This window comes from Streptomyces sp. NPDC005811, from assembly GCF_040630405.1.
GTDB lineage: Bacteria > Actinomycetota > Actinomycetes > Streptomycetales > Streptomycetaceae > Streptomyces.
Genome location: NZ_JBEXXK010000035.1, coordinates 22,303 through 37,386, shown reverse-complemented (window position 1 = coordinate 37,386; position 15,084 = coordinate 22,303). Strand labels below are relative to the sequence as shown.

The window sequence follows — 15,084 nt, the reverse complement described above, 5'->3', positions numbered from 1 at the left end:
CCTCCCCGCAGTGGAGGTGATGACATGTCAGGAAGGCTGCTGCGTCTGGCCTGTGCGGTCTCCACGGCGGCGCTGGCCGCGCAGGCCGTTCTGGCGGGCGGTGCCGCCGTCGCCGTACCGGAACCGTCGCCCCCCGGCCCGGCCCCGAGCCCGGCCCTGAGCCCGGCCCCGGTCCCGTCGCCGCCCGGCGGGCGGTCGGTGGCCGAGCTGCTGACGGAGCTTCAGCGGCTGTACCGGGAGGCCGAGAAGGCGACCGAGGCCTACAACGCCACCGAGGAGGCCCTCAAGCGGCGGCAGTCCGAGACCGACCGCCTGGACGCCGATCTGGCCGCGGCCCGGCTGACCCTGCACGAGAGCCGGGTCGCGGCCGGACGGCTGGCCCGCCAGCAGTACCAGAACGGCGTCGGCGTCTCCCCGTACGTACGGCTGCTGCTGGCCCGTGACCCGCAGCAGGCCCTGGACCAGGGGCATGTCATCGGCCGCCTGGCGCGGGAGCGGGCCGAGACGGTGGGCCGGCTGGAGGGCAGCGAGCGCCGGGCGGACGGGCTGGCCCGCGAGGCGCGCACGGCCCTGGACCGCCAGCTCACCCTGACCGAGCGGAGCAGGAAGGAGCGCGACGACGTCCGCCGCCGCCTCGACGACGTCGAGAAGCTCCTCGCCTCCCTCACCGCGGCCCAGCTCGCGGCGATCGCCGAACTGGAGCAGGACGGGGTGGCGCAGGCCCAGCGGAAGCTGATCGCGTCCGGCGCCCTCAAGGACGACCACAAGGCCTCCCGCGAGGGCGAGGAGGCCGTGCGCTACGCCGTCCGTCAGATCGGCAAGCCGTACGAGTGGGGAGCGGAGGGCCCGAAGACGTACGACTGCTCGGGCCTGACGTCCCAGGCGTGGAACCGGGCCGGCACCCCCATCCCCCGCACCAGCCAGGAACAGTGGGCCAGACTCCCGCGCGTCCCCCTCGACGACCTGCGCCCAGGAGACCTGGTCCTCTACTTCCCCGAGGCCACCCACGTGGCGATCTACATGGGTGACGGCATGGTGATCCAGGCCCCCAGAACGGGCGAGAAGATCAAGATCTCCCCGATCGCGTCGAACCCGATCCTGGGAGCGGTACGCCCGGACGACCCACGGCCGCCCACGCCCCTCTAGCCGCCCGTGACCTCCGCCAGATACGCCGCGGTCTTCTGGGGCTCGTAGAAGAAGTTCTCGAAGTCCGCCGGGTCGTTGAAGGCGTTGGCGAAACGATCAGCCACGACCGGCAGCTGCCCCGCCGCCCCCAACAGGTTCACGATGTGCTCCGGCGGCGGAGCCAGCATCGCGTTGGTCCACTTGGTGACGTGCTGGGCGGTGTCCCAGTAGCGGTCGAAGGTGGCCCGCATCCACTCCTCGTCGAACTCCTTCTCCCCGTGTTCGAGGATCGACGCGAGGTAGGCGGCCGCGCACTTGGAGGCGGAGTTGGAGCCCTGGCCGGTGATCGGGTCGTTGGCGACGACGACGTCGGCGACGCCCAGCACCAGACCGCCGCCGGGCAGCCGGCCGATCGGGTTGCGGACGGTCGGCGCGTAGCGGCCGGCCAGCGTGCCGCCGGCGTCCGTGAGTTCGACCTTCGTCGCCCGCGCGTACTCCCAGGGCGTGAACTTCTCCATGAGTTCCAGCGTCAGGGAGAGGTGCTCGGCCGGGTCCTTGACGCCGTTGAAGACGTCCAGCGGGCCGCCGGGTATGCCTTCCCAGAACAGGATGTCGGCGCGGCCGGAGGTGGTGAACGTCGGCATGACGAACAGTTCGCCGACCCCGGGGACCAGGTTGCAGCGGACCGCTTCCATGTCCGGGTGCTCGGGGCGGGGGCCCATGCCGTGGACGTACGACACGGCGAGCGCGCGCTGCGGCTCGGCGTACGGGGAGCGCTCGGGGTCGCGGGCGAACATCGACACCAGCTCGCCCTTGCCCGCCGAGACCAGGACGAGGTCGTAGGCGCGGGAGAAGTAGTCGAGGTCGGAGACGGCCGCGCCGTGGATGACGAGCTGGCCGCCGCGCTGGGCGAAGATCTCCATCCAGCCGGCCATCTTCACGCGCTGGTCGACGGACTGGGCGAACCCGTCGAGGGTGCCGACCCAGTCGATCGCGCGCTGCGTCGGGCCCGGGTCGTGCGAGCCGGGGGCCGCGACCGAGACGCCGAGCCCGGCGATCTTCGGGGCCTGGGACTCCCAGAAGCCCAGCTGGAGGTCGCGCTCGTGCTGGAGGGCGGTGTGGAACATGCACTGCGTCGACATGACCCGGCCGGAGCGGATCTCGTCCGCCGTCCGGTTGGACATCAGGGTGACCTCGTACCCGTGCGACTGGAGGCCGAGGGCGAGCTGGAGACCGGACTGGCCGGCTCCGACGACGAGTATCTTCCGCATGCGGGGAGACTCCTTGGTGGGGACTGCTCGGGGGACTGCTCGGGGCTGATCGAGAGCTACTCGGGGGTTTCGTCGAGCGCGTGGCCCACCAGGGCCAGAAGGGTCTCGATCACCGAGATCCGGCGCCGCGCGTCCATGATCATGACAGGTATGTGCGCGGGGATCGTGAGCGCCTCCCGCACGTCCGCGGGCTCGAACAGCTCGCTGCCGTCGAAGTGGTTGACGGCGACGACGTACGGCAGCCCGCAGCTCTCGAAGTAGTCCAGCGCGGGGAAGGAGTCCTTCAGCCGGCGGGTGTCGGCGAGGACGACCGCGCCGATCGCACCGCGCACCAGGTCGTCCCACATGAACCAGAACCGCTGCTGGCCCGGCGTGCCGAAGAGATACAGCACCAGATCGTCGTCGAGCGTGATGCGGCCGTAGTCCATGGCCACCGTGGTGGTGGTCTTCTCGGGCGTGCCGGAGAGGTCGTCGGTCTCCGCGCTCGCCTCGGTCATCAGCGCCTCCGTCTGGAGGGGCTCGATCTCCGAGACGGTGCCGACGAGGGTGGTCTTGCCGACGCCGAACCCGCCCGCCACCACGATCTTGGTGGCTATCGGGGCTCGGGTGCGGTCCGTCTGCCAGGGCTGAAGGGGCTCGTCGGGTTCGGGTGCGACGAGGGGGGTGACGCCAAAGGAGGAGGCGGCGTCAGAGACGACGGAGTCCACTCAGCACCCTTTCCAGCAGAGCGCGGTCGGGACGGCCCGTACCGTGGGCGGTACCGGTGCCGTACACACGGATCTTTCCCTGGTCCGCGAGGTCGCTGAGCAGCACCCGGACCACACCGAGCGGCATCTTCAGCAGCGCGGCGATCTCGGCCACCGTGCGCATCCGGCGGCACAGTTCGACGATGGCCCGAAGCTCCGGCATGACCGTGGACTTGAGGGAACTGTTCGCCAGTTCCTTGCGCTCCTCCGGGGCTTCGAGGGCCGCGACGAACGTCTCCACGAGGAGGACGTGACCGAAGCGGGTACGGCCGCCGGTGAGCGAGTAGGGGCGGACGCGGGCGGGCCTGCGGTCGCCGCCGCGGACGGGGAGCTGCTTCTTGAGCTGCTGCTGCGGCTGCTCCGGCCGACGCGGGTCGTCGGTCACCGGGTGCTCCCCGCCGACTCCGACTCCTCCAGCGATTTTCGTAGCTCGCTGCGGAGTTCGGGGGTCAGGACGTGTCCGGCCCGGCCGACGAAGAGGGCCATGTGGTACGCCACGACGCTCATGTCGCAGTCGGCGGAGCCGTGGACGCCGAGCAGGGAGCCGTCGCTGATCGACATCACGAAGAGGCTGCCCTCCTCCATGGCGATCATGGTGTGCTTGACCCCGCCGAAGTCGATGAGCTTCGCGGCGCCGATGGTGAGGCTGCCGATGCCGGAGACGATGGTGGCGAGGTCCGCGGAGGAGCCGCGGGGGCCGGTGGGTTTACCGGTGCGGGACTGCCGGGCCTCGTCGTTTCTGCCCGGGTCCGAGGAGAGCAGGAGCAGGCCGTCGGAGGAGACGACGGCGACGGACTGGATGCCGGGGACCTCCTCCACGAGGTTGGTCAACAGCCAGTGCAGGTTACGAGCTTCACTGCTCAGTCCGAAGGTACTGGGCGCGGTCAACTGCTTGCCTCCTCGACTGTGCCCCCCGTGTCTTCTTCGGCGTGTGCGTGTGCATCTTGAGGTGTCGCGGGTGACGGAACCTTGTTCTGGCCCGTCTTCTCCGCGATCTCCGCCTCCACCTCGCGGTAACCGGCCTCCGCCCCCCGGCGGAAGCCGCCCAGACGGCGGCGGAGGGCCTCGGCGTCGACCGAACCGGTCAGCCGGCGCGGGGCCTGGGTGGGAACAGTGATCTTGGGGGTCCGCTTGGGCAGGCCCTTGTCGGTGACGGGCTCCTCGTCGGCGACGAGGGCCTCGGGCGCGTCCGGGACCCTGCTGTGCTCGGTGGTGCTGTCCGGCCCGGCGTCCGTTTCCCCTTGCGGGTGCGGCAGCAGGAGCTCCATGGTCGTCTCGGCGGGGAGCTCGGGGGCGGGGCTCTCCGCCAGGGTGACCTGGCCCTCCGGAGCGGGACGCTCGGTGGCCGGGGACTTGTGCTCGGCGGCCCCGTCGAAACCGGCGATCTCGTTGGCCCCAGCGGTCTCCGTGGCCCCAGCCGTCTCGGCGGCACCGGTACCGGTGGCCCCGCCGGTGTCGGACCGGGCGTCGGCCGTCGTCCCCGCGGCGGCGTCTCGCGGGGCGTCGTCCGCCTTGCGTACGGCCTTCTCCGCCAGGGCGACCAACGGGTCGTCGGTGGGCTTGGTGCGGCCGGGGAGGACGTTGGAGTTGGCCTCGGCGTCGGCGCCCGGGAGGGAGAAGGCGTGGCCGGCGGCGCCGGCGGGGGTGGAAGACGGGACCGCGGCGGTGGGCGCGGCGGCCAGCAGCGCGGTCGGCAGGACGGCCACGGCCGCGGTCCCGCCCTGCTTCTGCTCGCGCAGCTGCACCCGTACCCCGTGCCGGTGGGCGAGGCGGGCGACGACGTACAGGCCGAGGCCGAGACCCTCCTCGCCCTCCTGGTCGTACGGCGTCTCGGGGTCGAACTCGGCGAGCCGGGAGTTGAGGCGGACGATCCGCTCCGCGTCGAGGCCGATGCCCTCGTCCTGGACGGAGAGCATCACCTCGCCGCTCTCCAGGAGCCAGCCGGAGATCTCGACGGGGAGGTCCGGCGGCGAGAACGAGGTGGCGTTCTCCATCAGTTCGGCGAGGAGATGGCTCAGGTCGTCGGCGGCGAAGCCGGCCACGTGCGCGTGCGGCGGCAGGGAGGCGATGCGGACCCGCTCGTAGCGCTCGATCTCGCTGACCGCCGCCCGGACGACGTCCACCAGCGGGATCGGGCCCGCGTGCTGCTGGACGTGCTCGGTCCCGGCCAGCACGAGGAGGTTCTCGCTGTGCCGGCGCATGACGGTGGCGAAGTGGTCCAGCTTGAAGAGGGTCGAGAGCCGGTCCGGGTCCTGCTCGCGCTCCTCGAGGGTCTCGATGACGGCGAGCTGCCGCTCGACGAGCCCGAGGGTGCGCAGGGCGAGGTTGACGAAGGTGCCGCCGATGGCGCCGCGCAGCCGCTCCAGCTGGGCGGCGGAGTCGGCGAGTTCGGCGCGCAGCTCCTCGCGGGCGTCGGCCATCAGCTGCCGCTGCCCGACGAGGTGCTTGCGGTCGGACTCCAGCGTGTTGACGCGCTCGTGGAGGGCGACGGCGTGCTCGTGGAGGGCGTTGACGGACCGGACGACCTGGGCGAACTCGTCGTTGCGGCCGGTGAACCGGACCGGCTCCTCCGCGCCCGGGTTCTCGGCCTCGGCGAGCCGGGCGGAGCCGCGCCGCAGCACCGACAGCGGGAAGGTCAGGCTGCGCGCCATGCCGGTGCTGACGACGACCGCCAGCAGCATCAGCGCGCCGATCAGCGCGACCCGGATCTCCAGCGCGGTGACGTCGTCGTCGCGGAGCTGCGCGAGGTCCTTGGTGCGGTGGTCGTAGAGCGAGGACTCGACGCCGCGCATCAGCTCGATGCGGGCGGAGAGCGCGGCGTCCAGCTTCTTGGTGCCGGTGTCCAGCTCGTCGTCGCCGAGGACGGGCTGGTCGGTGAGGCGGTCGAGGTACTTCTCGGCCGTGTCGACGTCGCCGCCGGTGACGGTGGAGTCGAAGGAGTCCACGGCCTTGCCGGGGGCGCCCTCGCGGAAGTCGGCGAGGGCCGCGTCGGAGCGCACCCGGGCCTGCTGGGCGGCGGCGGTGAGCGCGTCGCGGGTCTTGGTGTCGGCGGCCGACGAGGTCTTCTCGGTGGTCGTCAGACCGGTGGCCGGGTCGTAGACGGACCGGGAGCTGGTGGGCACGTTCAGCGCGGCGAGCAGCAGTCCGCGGGCCGCGGAGGCCTGCTGCACGGCGGCGTCGAGCTCGGCGAGGGCGTACGCCCCGGAGCCCGCGCGCGGCGGCATGCCCTCGGCGAGCCGGTCGGCGAGGCCGTGCAGGGCGGTGATGATCGCGGAGTACGCCTCGTGCGTCTCCACGGCCGTGTCGTCGCCGGTGAGCGCCGTGGCGCGGACGGACGCGAGGGAGTCGAGGGCGGCGCGCAGGGAGGCGGTGAGGTCCGTCTCCCCCAGTTCGCGCGCCTGCCGGTCCACGCGGGCGCTGCCGTCGGCGGCGGGCGCCTGCGACTTGGGGCGGCCGGCCGCGATGTAGGAGGTGACCTCGTCGCGCTCGTCCGCGAGGGACTGGGCGAGGACGAGGGCGTCCTGGGTCTGCCCGGCGAGCGTGACCAGGTCCTGGGCGTCCTTCAGCTGCCCGGAGGCGGTGAGGACGGCGGGGGCGCCCGCTCCGGCGATGGCGGCGGCCACCACGGCCACCGCGACGATCAGCCGGTTGCGTACATGGGTGGGGCGGCCCTTGCCGACAGGGGTGCGCTCCGCGCCCCCCTCGGAGGCCGTCTGCCTGCCTGTGCGCCGAGGCCGCGTCTTCTGCACCGGTGCTCGCATTCCTGACTCGTGTACCCATGGGCCGGATATGACGCCCCGTCAACTGGTGCGTACGCCCGGTTCGGTCCCCGACCCTCCCAGTGCCGGTGGGCGGGAACCGTGCATCGCCTGACCCGCCACCCGAAGGAGTGAACATCGGAGGGGAGTTGGCGGGCAAGTTCCTCTGGCGCGTGCAGCGCCCTTGCGCGGCAGGCCGGTTGGACGTGGGCGGCGGGCTTTGACAAGATTCGCCGCCACCGCTTCCCCGACCCCTGCATTACCTCCCAAACCAGGCGTCTGACCTGCGGGCCTACGCCTGTTCGGCGAGCGATGCAAGCCTTTCGCGGAGGTGGTGAAGGGGTCGTGCAGACTGGCCGGATGCGTACGGAACTTGTGTCGCGGCCCGGCGATCCGGCCCGCCCCGACGAGGACTTCGTGAGCGTCGGCCTTCCCGCCTGCGGGCAGGGCGGTTCGGTCGTGGTGCTCGACGGGGTGACTCCGCCGCCGGACGGCGGGGGCTGTCTGCATTCGGTCCCCTGGTTCACGGCACGGCTGGGCGGGGCCCTGACCGAACTGACCGTTTCGGCACCGGATGTTCCGCTGGTCGAGGCCCTCTCTCTCGCCGTTGCGCGTACCGCCGCGGCCCACGCCGAAACCTGTGACCTTTCTCACCCGCGCACCCCGCAGGCGACGGTGGCCCTGGCGCGCTGGTCGGCGGAGACCGTGGAGTATCTGGTCCTGTCCGACGCGGTGCTGCTGCTCGCCGCCCCGGACGGCGCGGTCACCCCCGTCCTCGACGACCGGCTGGCCCGGCTGCCGCGCGAGCTGCTGAGGAGCGCGGCGTACGTCGACGGCGAGCTGCGCAACCGGGAGGGCGGCTTCTTCACCGCCGCCGCGGATCCGGCGGTGGCCGCGCGGGCGGTGACCGGGAGCGTGCCGCGCGCCCGGGTCGGCGCCCTGGCGGCGCTGTCGGACGGCGCGGCCCGCTGGACGGAGACCTTCCGCGAGGGCGACTGGACGGACCTGTTCGCCCTGATCCGGGCGCGGGGGGTGGAGGCGCTGGTGGACCGCGTACGGGAGCTGGAGCGCGCGGACGCGGCCGACGGCTCCGGCCGGGTGTTCCTGGGGACCGCGAAGACGCACGACGACGCGACGGCGGTGTACGTCGAGCCGTAGGGCCGTGGTGGAGCCGTACGGCGTCGGCGGCGGGCCCGGGTTACTTCTCCATGCCGCGGTTCAGCTGGTGGAGCAGCCGGGCCAGTTCCGCGACCTCGCGCCGGTCCCAGTCGGAGAAGTGCGTGACGTACCGCTCGCGGCGGGCCTCGCGGACCCGGCCGACACGGCTGCGGCCCTCCTCGGTCAGGTCGACCAGCCAGGCACGGCCGTCCGCCGGGTCGGGCTCGCGGGCGATCAGCCCGAGCTGCTCCAGGGCACGCAGCTGACGGGACATGGTGGCCTTGCCGACGCCGATGTAGCCGGCCAGTTCGGTGGCGCGCTGACGGCCGCACTCCTCCAGCCGGACGAGCAGGCCGTACGCGGCGGACTCCAGGTCCGGGTGGACCTCGCGGGCCATCTCGCCCTGGTTGGCGCGGGCGCGCCGGAACAGCACCGTGAGTTCCCGCTCCAGGGAGAGGAACTCCCGGTCGCCCTGGTCCACCCCGCGCGGCGACTCCTCGCCGTTCGCTTCCTCGTGCACGTCAGCCCACTCCTGTTTCCGCCGGTGCCCGCCCTGGCCGCGGCTCCTCAAGTATTTCGCAGACCGGGACCGGCGGCGGTTTCCCGGGGGCGGTACGGGCGAGGGCCCGGGCCTCCCTCACGAGGAGCCCGGGCCCTGCCCTCATCCGGTCGCGTCCTCCCCCAGTGCCAAAAGCCTGGGAGGTACCCCCATCGCCGCGGCCGGAACCTCGGGCGACGCGCCGTTCGTCGCGGGCGCGAGCGCCAGTTCCAGGACCTGCCGGACGTCCGTGACGGCGTGGACGTCGAGCTTGTCCAGCACCTCCGCCGGGACGTCGTCCAGGTCGGGTTCGTTGCGCTTGGGGATGACGACGGTCGTCACTCCCGCGCGATGGGCGGCGAGCAGCTTCTGCTTGACGCCGCCGATCGGCAGCACCCGTCCGGTGAGGGAGACCTCGCCGGTCATCGCCACGTCCGTGCGGACCAGCCGGCCGGACAGCAGGGAGGCGAGGGCCGTCGTCATGGTGACGCCGGCGCTCGGGCCGTCCTTGGGGACCGCGCCCGCCGGGAAGTGGATGTGCACACCCCGGTCCTTCAGATCGCCGACGGGCAGCTCCAGCTCCGCGCCGTGCGAGCGGAGGAAGGACAGGGCGATCTGCGCGCTCTCCTTCATCACGTCGCCGAGCTGGCCGGTCAGGGTCAGCCCCGCCGCGCCGGTCTCCGGGTCGGCCAGGGATGCCTCGACGTAGAGCACGTCGCCGCCCGCGCCGGTGACCGCGAGGCCGGTGGCGACACCCGGGACCGCCGTACGGCGCTCGGCCGGGTCCTGGGCGGACTCGGGCACATGGTGCGGCCGTCCGATCAGGGCGCGCAGGTCGGCGTCGGTGACGGTGAACGGCAGCTTCCGCTCGCCCATTTCGTGCTGGGCGGCGATCTTGCGCAGCAGCCGGGCGATCGAGCGCTCCAGGGTGCGGACGCCCGCCTCCCGGGTGTACTCGCCGGCGAGCTTGCGCAGCGCGCTCTCGTCGAGGACGACCTCGTCCTTGTCCAGTCCGGCCCGCTCCAGCTGGCGCGGGAGCAGGTGGTCACGGGCGATGACGACCTTCTCGTCCTCGGTGTAGCCGTCGAGGCGGACCAGCTCCATACGGTCGAGCAGGGCCTCCGGGATGGCCTCCAGGACGTTGGCGGTGGCGAGGAAGACGACGTCGGACAGGTCCAGCTCGACCTCCAGGTAGTGGTCCCGGAAGGTGTGGTTCTGCGCCGGGTCCAGGACCTCCAGCAGAGCCGCCGCCGGGTCGCCCCGGAAGTCGGAGCCCACCTTGTCGATCTCGTCGAGGAGCACCACCGGGTTCATCGACCCGGCCTCCTTGATCGCCCGTACGATCCGGCCGGGCAGCGCGCCGACGTACGTACGGCGGTGACCGCGGATCTCGGCCTCGTCGCGCACCCCGCCGAGGGCGACGCGGACGAACTTGCGCCCCATGGCGTGCGCGACGGACTCCCCCAGACTGGTCTTGCCGACGCCGGGCGGGCCCACCAGGGCGAGCACGGCACCGCCGCGCCGTCCCCCGACCACCCCCAGCCCCCGCTCGCTGCGCCGCTTGCGCACCGCGAGGTATTCGGTGATCCGCTCCTTCACGTCCTCCAGGCCCGCGTGCTCGGCGTCGAGGACGGCCTGGGCGCCCTGGATGTCGTACGCGTCCTCGGTCCGTTCGTTCCACGGCAGTTCGAGGACGGTGTCCAGCCAGGTGCGGATCCAGGAGCCCTCGGGCGACTGGTCGCTGGACCGCTCCAGCTTGTCGACCTCCTTCAGGGCCGCCTCGCGGACCTTCTCGGGCAGGTCGGCGGCCTCCACCCGGGCGCGGTAGTCGTCGGACTCCTCGCCGTCCTTGGCGGCGTCGCCGTTGAGTTCGCGCAGTTCCTTGCGGACGGCTTCGAGCTGGCGGCGCAGCAGGAACTCCCGCTGCTGCTTGTCGACGCCCTCCTGGACGTCCTTGGCGATGGTCTCGGCGACGTCCTGCTCGGCGAGGTGGTCGCGCAGTTGCTGGGTGGCGAGCTTGAGGCGGGCCACCGGGTCGGCGGTCTCCAGCAGCTCCACCTTCTGTTCGGTGGTCAGGAACGGCGAGTAGCCGGAGTTGTCGGCGAGCGCCGAGACGTCGTCGATGGCCTGGACGCGGTCGACGACCTGCCAGGCGCCGCGCTTGCGCAGCCAGGCGGTGGCGAGCGCCTTGTACTCCTTGACCAGGTCGGCGACCTGACCGGGCAACGGCTCGGGCACCTCCTGGTCGACCCGGATGCCCTCGACCCAGAGGGCGGCGCCGGGGCCGGTCGTCCCGGCGCCGATCCGGACCCGGCCGCGGCCGCGGATCAGCGCGCCCGGGTCTCCGTCGGCCAGCCGGCCGACCTGTTCGACGGTGCCGAGCACACCCGTGCTCGCGTACGTCCCGTCGATGCGCGGCACCAGCAGCACACGTGGCTTTCCGCCCTCGGAACGGGCGGCGGCCTGGGCGGCCTCCACCGCGGCGCGCACGTCGGTGTCGTTGAGGTCCAGCGGAACCACCATGCCGGGGAGCACAACCTCGTCATCAAGAGGCAGTACGGGCAGGGTGAGCGATACGGACGTCGAAGCCATGATCTCCCCTTCGGCAGTCAAGTTGAGCTATGCCGACTCAATGCACATGAGCCCTCGAATGTTCCCGGGGGTGCACCGCGTTCGCTGTGGGCGATCACGGGAGTCGCTCGCCGGGCCGAGGGCCGGGCTCCGCGCCCCACCCCCGGCCCGGCGTCCCCGCGGCCACCCGCGGCACCGCCGGACGCACCCCCGTACCCGTGCGCAAGAGCGGACGGCCGAAGCGGGACCGACATCCCGAGGCGCTCGGGGGCGCGCCCAAGGGCGGTACGCGACCGGCCGTGCCTCCCCGCTCCCGGCTTCCCCCAGCCCATCCGCCCACTTCCGGCATTCGCCCCGAAGTCACCCCATCCGGCGACCACAATGCGCGTATGACCGATGACTGGAAGCGACGGCTCGACGCCCTGCACGCGGATCTCGTGCGCCGGGACGACCCCGTCGCCTGGGTGATGGAGGCGGACGCCGTGGAGGCCTCCCGGCGCTATCCGCACATCGCGCTGCGCGGGCCCGTCTTCGGTGTCGCCGTCCGGGACCCGGCCCACGGCGAACCGCGCTGGCGGCTGCTGAAGCCGGTGGTGGACGGCATGCCCCAGCAGGCCCGGGACGGGCTGAACTCGCATCTGTGGTTCACGGCGAAGGACGGCACCGACGACCCGGCCGTGCGGCGCGCGCTGCTCGCGGCCGTCTCGGTGCTGGAGCGCGACCCGGCCGACGAGGTGGAGGCGCTGGGCGTGCGCTACCGGGTCGTCCGCGGCGACGAGTTCGCGCGGACCGGCGACGACGGCCTGGAGCCGCCACGGCCCACCGATCCCGAACCGGTCTGCCCGTCCTGGGAGGAGCGGGCGGCGGTCCCCTCCCCCGATGCCGGTTTCGCGCTGGATCCCGGCCGGGACGAGGGCCCGATGGCGGGCGCGCTGCGGCTCGGCCTGCGCGACTTCGTGTACTCGGGCGCCCGCTTCCCCGAGGACGTGCTCGCCGACTCGGTGCGGGCGGCCACCACACACCCGGACGTGGTGCGGCTGCCCGTCGGCTTCGCGGTGGCCGAGCGCGGCGCCACCGGCTGGAGCCCCTGCGGCTCCCTGCACCCGACCCCGCACGACGCCCGTCGCTCGCTCTACGACGGCATGTCCCGCGTCTGGGCGATGCTGTACCGCTTCGACGAGCGCAAGAAGGCCCGCTACGCGCGCGCCGCCGAGGCGTTCCGGGCGGCGGGGCGGGCCGACGAGGCGAGCGTGGACGACCGGGTGTTCCGGGTCTGCCGGGTCGAGCGGATGGTCCGGATGGGCCCGGACGGCCCGGAGCCGCCCCGCCCGTCGGACGCCGACGAGTACGGCCCCATGAAGATCCACCCGACCCTGCGCGAGGACGGCACCGTCCGCTACGACGACTGACGGGCCCCCGAGACGTCCGGCACGGCCGCGCCGATCGCCATGCCTTCGCAAGCCGTCCGCCGCATCCCCGCAACAGAACTCACAGGCAACTCACGCACACTGCAAGGCGATTCACAGTGAGCAAGCCGCCCGAAACACGGGCACAACGGGGCCAGGGGGACACACGGATGAACGACGCACCCGACACGGGCGGCAGCCGCCGGCCGAGCCGCCGCGCCCTCGTCGCCGGAGCGACGGCCGCGGGGGCGGTCGCCGCGTCGCTCGCCCTCCACGGCGGCCGTACCGCCGACGCCGGCCGGGCCCCGGCCGCGGCCACCCCCGCACCGGCGGCCCGCCACAGTACGTCCCCGGCCTCCCCAGGACCGCGTCCGCGCTCCGACCACCGGCCGAACATCCTCTTCGTGCTCACCGACGACCAGCCGAAGGACACCGACTGGGCCCTGCGCCAGACGATCGACTGGCTCGGCCGCGACGGCGTCACCTTCGAGCGCGCGCACGCCAACACCCCGCTGTGCGCGCCGTCGAGGGCGTCCATCATGTCCGGCCGGTACGCCCACCACCACGGCGTCCTCGACACCCGGCACCCCACCCATCTGGACCAGCACACCACCGTCCAGCGTCAGCTGCGCGAGGCCGGCTACCGCACCGGCCTGTTCGGCAAGTACCTCAACTACTGGCACCCCGCCGACAACCCGCCCCACTTCGACGAGTGGCTCCTCCAGGAACCGGTCGCCTACGTCGACGGCCACTACAACGACGGCGGTACCGTCCGGACCGTCCCCGGCTACAACACCACCGTCATCAAGGACCGCGCCCTCGCCTTCATCGAGAGGTCCCGCACGGACACCCGTCCCTGGTTCGCGTACGTCGCCACCCGCGCGGCGCACGAGGTGAACATCCCGGACGGGACGTACGCCCACACGCGCGTGCCGCCGTGGAAGGGCCGGCCGTCGGTGTTCGAGATCGGGAAGCTCGACAAACCGCCCTTCATCCGCACCGCCGGCCACTCCTTCGCCGAGGGCCGCGCCCTGCGCACCCGTCAGCTGCGCACCCTGCTCTCCGTGGACGACGCGATGCGCGACTTCCGCGACAAGCTGCGCGAGCTGGGGCAGCTGGAGAACACCCTGGTGGTGTTCACCAGCGACCACGGTCTGGCCTGGGGCGACCACGGCTGGCTGCGCAAGTCGGTGCCGTACCGGCCGAGCCTGGAGGTGCCCTTCCTGATGTCGTGGCCGGCCGGCGGACTCGCCAAGGGCAGCCGGGACGACCGCCTGACCTGCCACGTCGACATCGCGCCCACCTTCCTGGCCGCGGCCGGCATCACCCCGGACACCCCGCACGACGGCCACTCCCTCCTCGACGCCCGCAACGACCGCCACCACGTCCTCGCCGAGTGGTGGTGGAACCGCCAGGACAAGGTCCCGATCCACACCTGGGCCTCGTACGTGGGGAAGAACGAGCAGTACACCGAGTACTACCGGGGCCGCCTGGACACCGACGGCCGCCCGCGAGGCTCCGGAGAGGTCCTCTTCCGCGAGTACTACGACCTGCGCGCCGACCCCTACCAGCTCACCAACCTCCTGCACCTGGCGACCCCGGCCGACGAACAACGCCTGGGCATCCCGGCACTGGCCGGAAACCTCGCGGCAGCACGGGCCGCCTAGGGCGAGTCGTTCGGATCAGGTCACTCCCCGGGCGGCGCCCCCGGGCCGCTCCCGGCTCCACCGCCGTACCCACGGCCAGGTTGCGATGCCTATCGTCAGCGCGATCAGGTGGCCCCAGTTGGTGAGGGGGTCGGTGAAGGCGATCAGGTCCTGGAGGAGCATGCCGCCGAAGGCGATCAGCAGGGGCCGGCGCAGCCAGGGGCGGAGCAGGCCCGCCAGGGAGCCCACGCTCGCGGCGACCCCGAAGCTGATGCCGTAGTCGAGGCGGTGCAGCGAGCTGTCGGGGAGATGACCGACCAGGACGGCGAGGCCGACGGGGACCTCGGTCGCGAGGGTGGCCAGGACGTGTCCGAGCAGGAAGACCACGGCCGTCCGGGCGCCGCCGATCCGGCGTTCCAGCGCGGTGAGGACGATCAGGAAGCCGAGGGTGAAGGGTGAGAGGAGACCGCCCGCCACCCACAGCGCGCTGGCGATCAGCACCTGCGCCGGGGCGGTCAGCAGATGGGCCACATCCGTGCTGGAGCCCTGGTGCAGGGCGTGCACGAGGGCCGGATCGGCGTGCGCGGCGACGGAGGAGGTGACGGCGAGGACGGCGGCGTAGGACAGGGTGAAGGGGGCCGGGATCCGGGGCGGGCGGCGAAGCCGGACGCGCGGGCGCTCCTCGACAGGTCGCGTGACCTGTTGCGGGGCACGCTGGCCGGGGATGCCGTCCAGGAGTCCGGAGACGTCGGGAAGGGGCGGGCTCGTACGGGTCACCGCGGGTTCCACTGGGAGGCGCTCCTTCCGTTTCACCCCACCTTTCGTGGCCGACCCGCGCCGTGTCTGTGACCGGCGCCACGCGGGG

General features: G+C 72.8%; 12 protein-coding genes. 4 read left to right on the top strand and 8 right to left on the bottom strand.

Annotated elements, in window-relative coordinates; genetic code table 11:
• The first annotated feature begins 24 nt into the window (after window positions 1-24).
• Window positions 25-1,146 carry an NlpC/P60 family protein gene (locus tag ABZ490_RS32250; RefSeq protein ID WP_358997891.1) on the top strand — a complete coding sequence of 374 codons (1,122 nt, stop codon included), beginning with the start codon at window positions 25-27 and terminating at the stop codon, window positions 1,144-1,146.
• Here the strand turns inward: ABZ490_RS32250 and ABZ490_RS32245 are convergent.
• From ABZ490_RS32245 to ABZ490_RS32225, 5 genes are read right to left on the bottom strand one after another with little or no spacing between them, the layout of a single operon-like run.
• Window positions 1,143-2,396 carry a styrene monooxygenase/indole monooxygenase family protein gene (locus tag ABZ490_RS32245; protein WP_358997888.1) on the bottom strand — a complete coding sequence of 418 codons (1,254 nt, stop codon included), beginning with the start codon at window positions 2,394-2,396 and terminating at the stop codon, window positions 1,143-1,145. The two genes, ABZ490_RS32250 and ABZ490_RS32245, sit on opposite strands and share 4 nt — an antisense overlap.
• 56 nt (window positions 2,397-2,452) lie before the next feature.
• On the bottom strand, window positions 2,453-3,103 hold the full coding sequence (locus ABZ490_RS32240; protein WP_358997885.1) for an ATP/GTP-binding protein: 651 nt from the start codon (window positions 3,101-3,103) through the stop codon (window positions 2,453-2,455).
• Window positions 3,084-3,527, bottom strand: coding sequence for a DUF742 domain-containing protein (locus ABZ490_RS32235; protein ID WP_358997882.1), 444 nt, complete (start codon window positions 3,525-3,527; stop codon window positions 3,084-3,086). Before ABZ490_RS32235 ends, ABZ490_RS32240 begins: the two co-directional genes overlap by 20 nt.
• Complete coding sequence (locus ABZ490_RS32230) at window positions 3,524-4,030, bottom strand: roadblock/LC7 domain-containing protein (protein ID WP_358997879.1); 507 nt, start codon at window positions 4,028-4,030, stop codon at window positions 3,524-3,526. Before ABZ490_RS32230 ends, ABZ490_RS32235 begins: the two co-directional genes overlap by 4 nt.
• Entirely contained in the window at window positions 4,027-6,891 is a 2,865-nt protein-coding gene (locus ABZ490_RS32225; protein ID WP_358997876.1) for a nitrate- and nitrite sensing domain-containing protein, read from the bottom strand. Before ABZ490_RS32225 ends, ABZ490_RS32230 begins: the two co-directional genes overlap by 4 nt.
• Before the next feature lie 369 nt (window positions 6,892-7,260).
• Here ABZ490_RS32225 and ABZ490_RS32220 point away from each other — a divergent pair, with 369 nt between their 5' ends.
• The gene (locus ABZ490_RS32220) at window positions 7,261-8,058 is read left to right on the top strand and encodes a hypothetical protein (protein WP_358997873.1); all 798 of its coding nucleotides are present in this window, start codon (window positions 7,261-7,263) and stop codon (window positions 8,056-8,058) included.
• Between the two features lie 40 nt (window positions 8,059-8,098).
• On the opposite strand, the gene ABZ490_RS32215 is transcribed toward ABZ490_RS32220, so the two are convergent.
• Entirely contained in the window at window positions 8,099-8,578 is a 480-nt protein-coding gene (locus ABZ490_RS32215) for a MarR family transcriptional regulator (protein WP_358997870.1), read from the bottom strand.
• Between the two features lie 141 nt (window positions 8,579-8,719).
• Entirely contained in the window at window positions 8,720-11,188 is a 2,469-nt protein-coding gene (lon, locus tag ABZ490_RS32210) for an endopeptidase La (RefSeq protein ID WP_358997867.1), read from the bottom strand.
• Between the two features lie 368 nt (window positions 11,189-11,556).
• Here lon and ABZ490_RS32205 point away from each other — a divergent pair, with 368 nt between their 5' ends.
• Both ABZ490_RS32205 and ABZ490_RS32200 read left to right on the top strand, forming a co-directional pair.
• Entirely contained in the window at window positions 11,557-12,576 is a 1,020-nt protein-coding gene (locus tag ABZ490_RS32205; RefSeq protein ID WP_358997864.1) for a DUF5954 family protein, read from the top strand.
• Between the two features lie 167 nt (window positions 12,577-12,743).
• A complete protein-coding gene (locus ABZ490_RS32200; RefSeq protein ID WP_358997861.1) occupies window positions 12,744-14,240 on the top strand; it encodes a sulfatase in 1,497 nt (498 codons plus the stop codon).
• Window positions 14,241-14,255: 15 nt separating this feature from the next.
• On the opposite strand, the gene ABZ490_RS32195 is transcribed toward ABZ490_RS32200, so the two are convergent.
• Entirely contained in the window at window positions 14,256-15,008 is a 753-nt protein-coding gene (locus ABZ490_RS32195) for a rhomboid-like protein (RefSeq protein ID WP_358997858.1), read from the bottom strand.
• Window positions 15,009-15,084: the final 76 nt, after the last annotated feature.

Excerpts from the sequence above, each read along its gene's own strand:
- ABZ490_RS32250 (WP_358997891.1), top strand. The coding sequence starts at position 25 with ATGTCAGGAAGGCTGCTGCGTCTGGCCTGTGCGGTCTCCACGGCGGCG.
- ABZ490_RS32245 (WP_358997888.1), bottom strand. The coding sequence starts at position 2,396 with ATGCGGAAGATACTCGTCGTCGGAGCCGGCCAGTCCGGTCTCCAGCTC.
- ABZ490_RS32220 (WP_358997873.1), top strand. The coding sequence starts at position 7,261 with ATGCGTACGGAACTTGTGTCGCGGCCCGGCGATCCGGCCCGCCCCGAC.
- lon (WP_358997867.1), bottom strand. The coding sequence starts at position 11,188 with ATGGCTTCGACGTCCGTATCGCTCACCCTGCCCGTACTGCCTCTTGAT.
- ABZ490_RS32205 (WP_358997864.1), top strand. The coding sequence starts at position 11,557 with ATGACCGATGACTGGAAGCGACGGCTCGACGCCCTGCACGCGGATCTC.
- ABZ490_RS32200 (WP_358997861.1), top strand. The coding sequence starts at position 12,744 with ATGAACGACGCACCCGACACGGGCGGCAGCCGCCGGCCGAGCCGCCGC.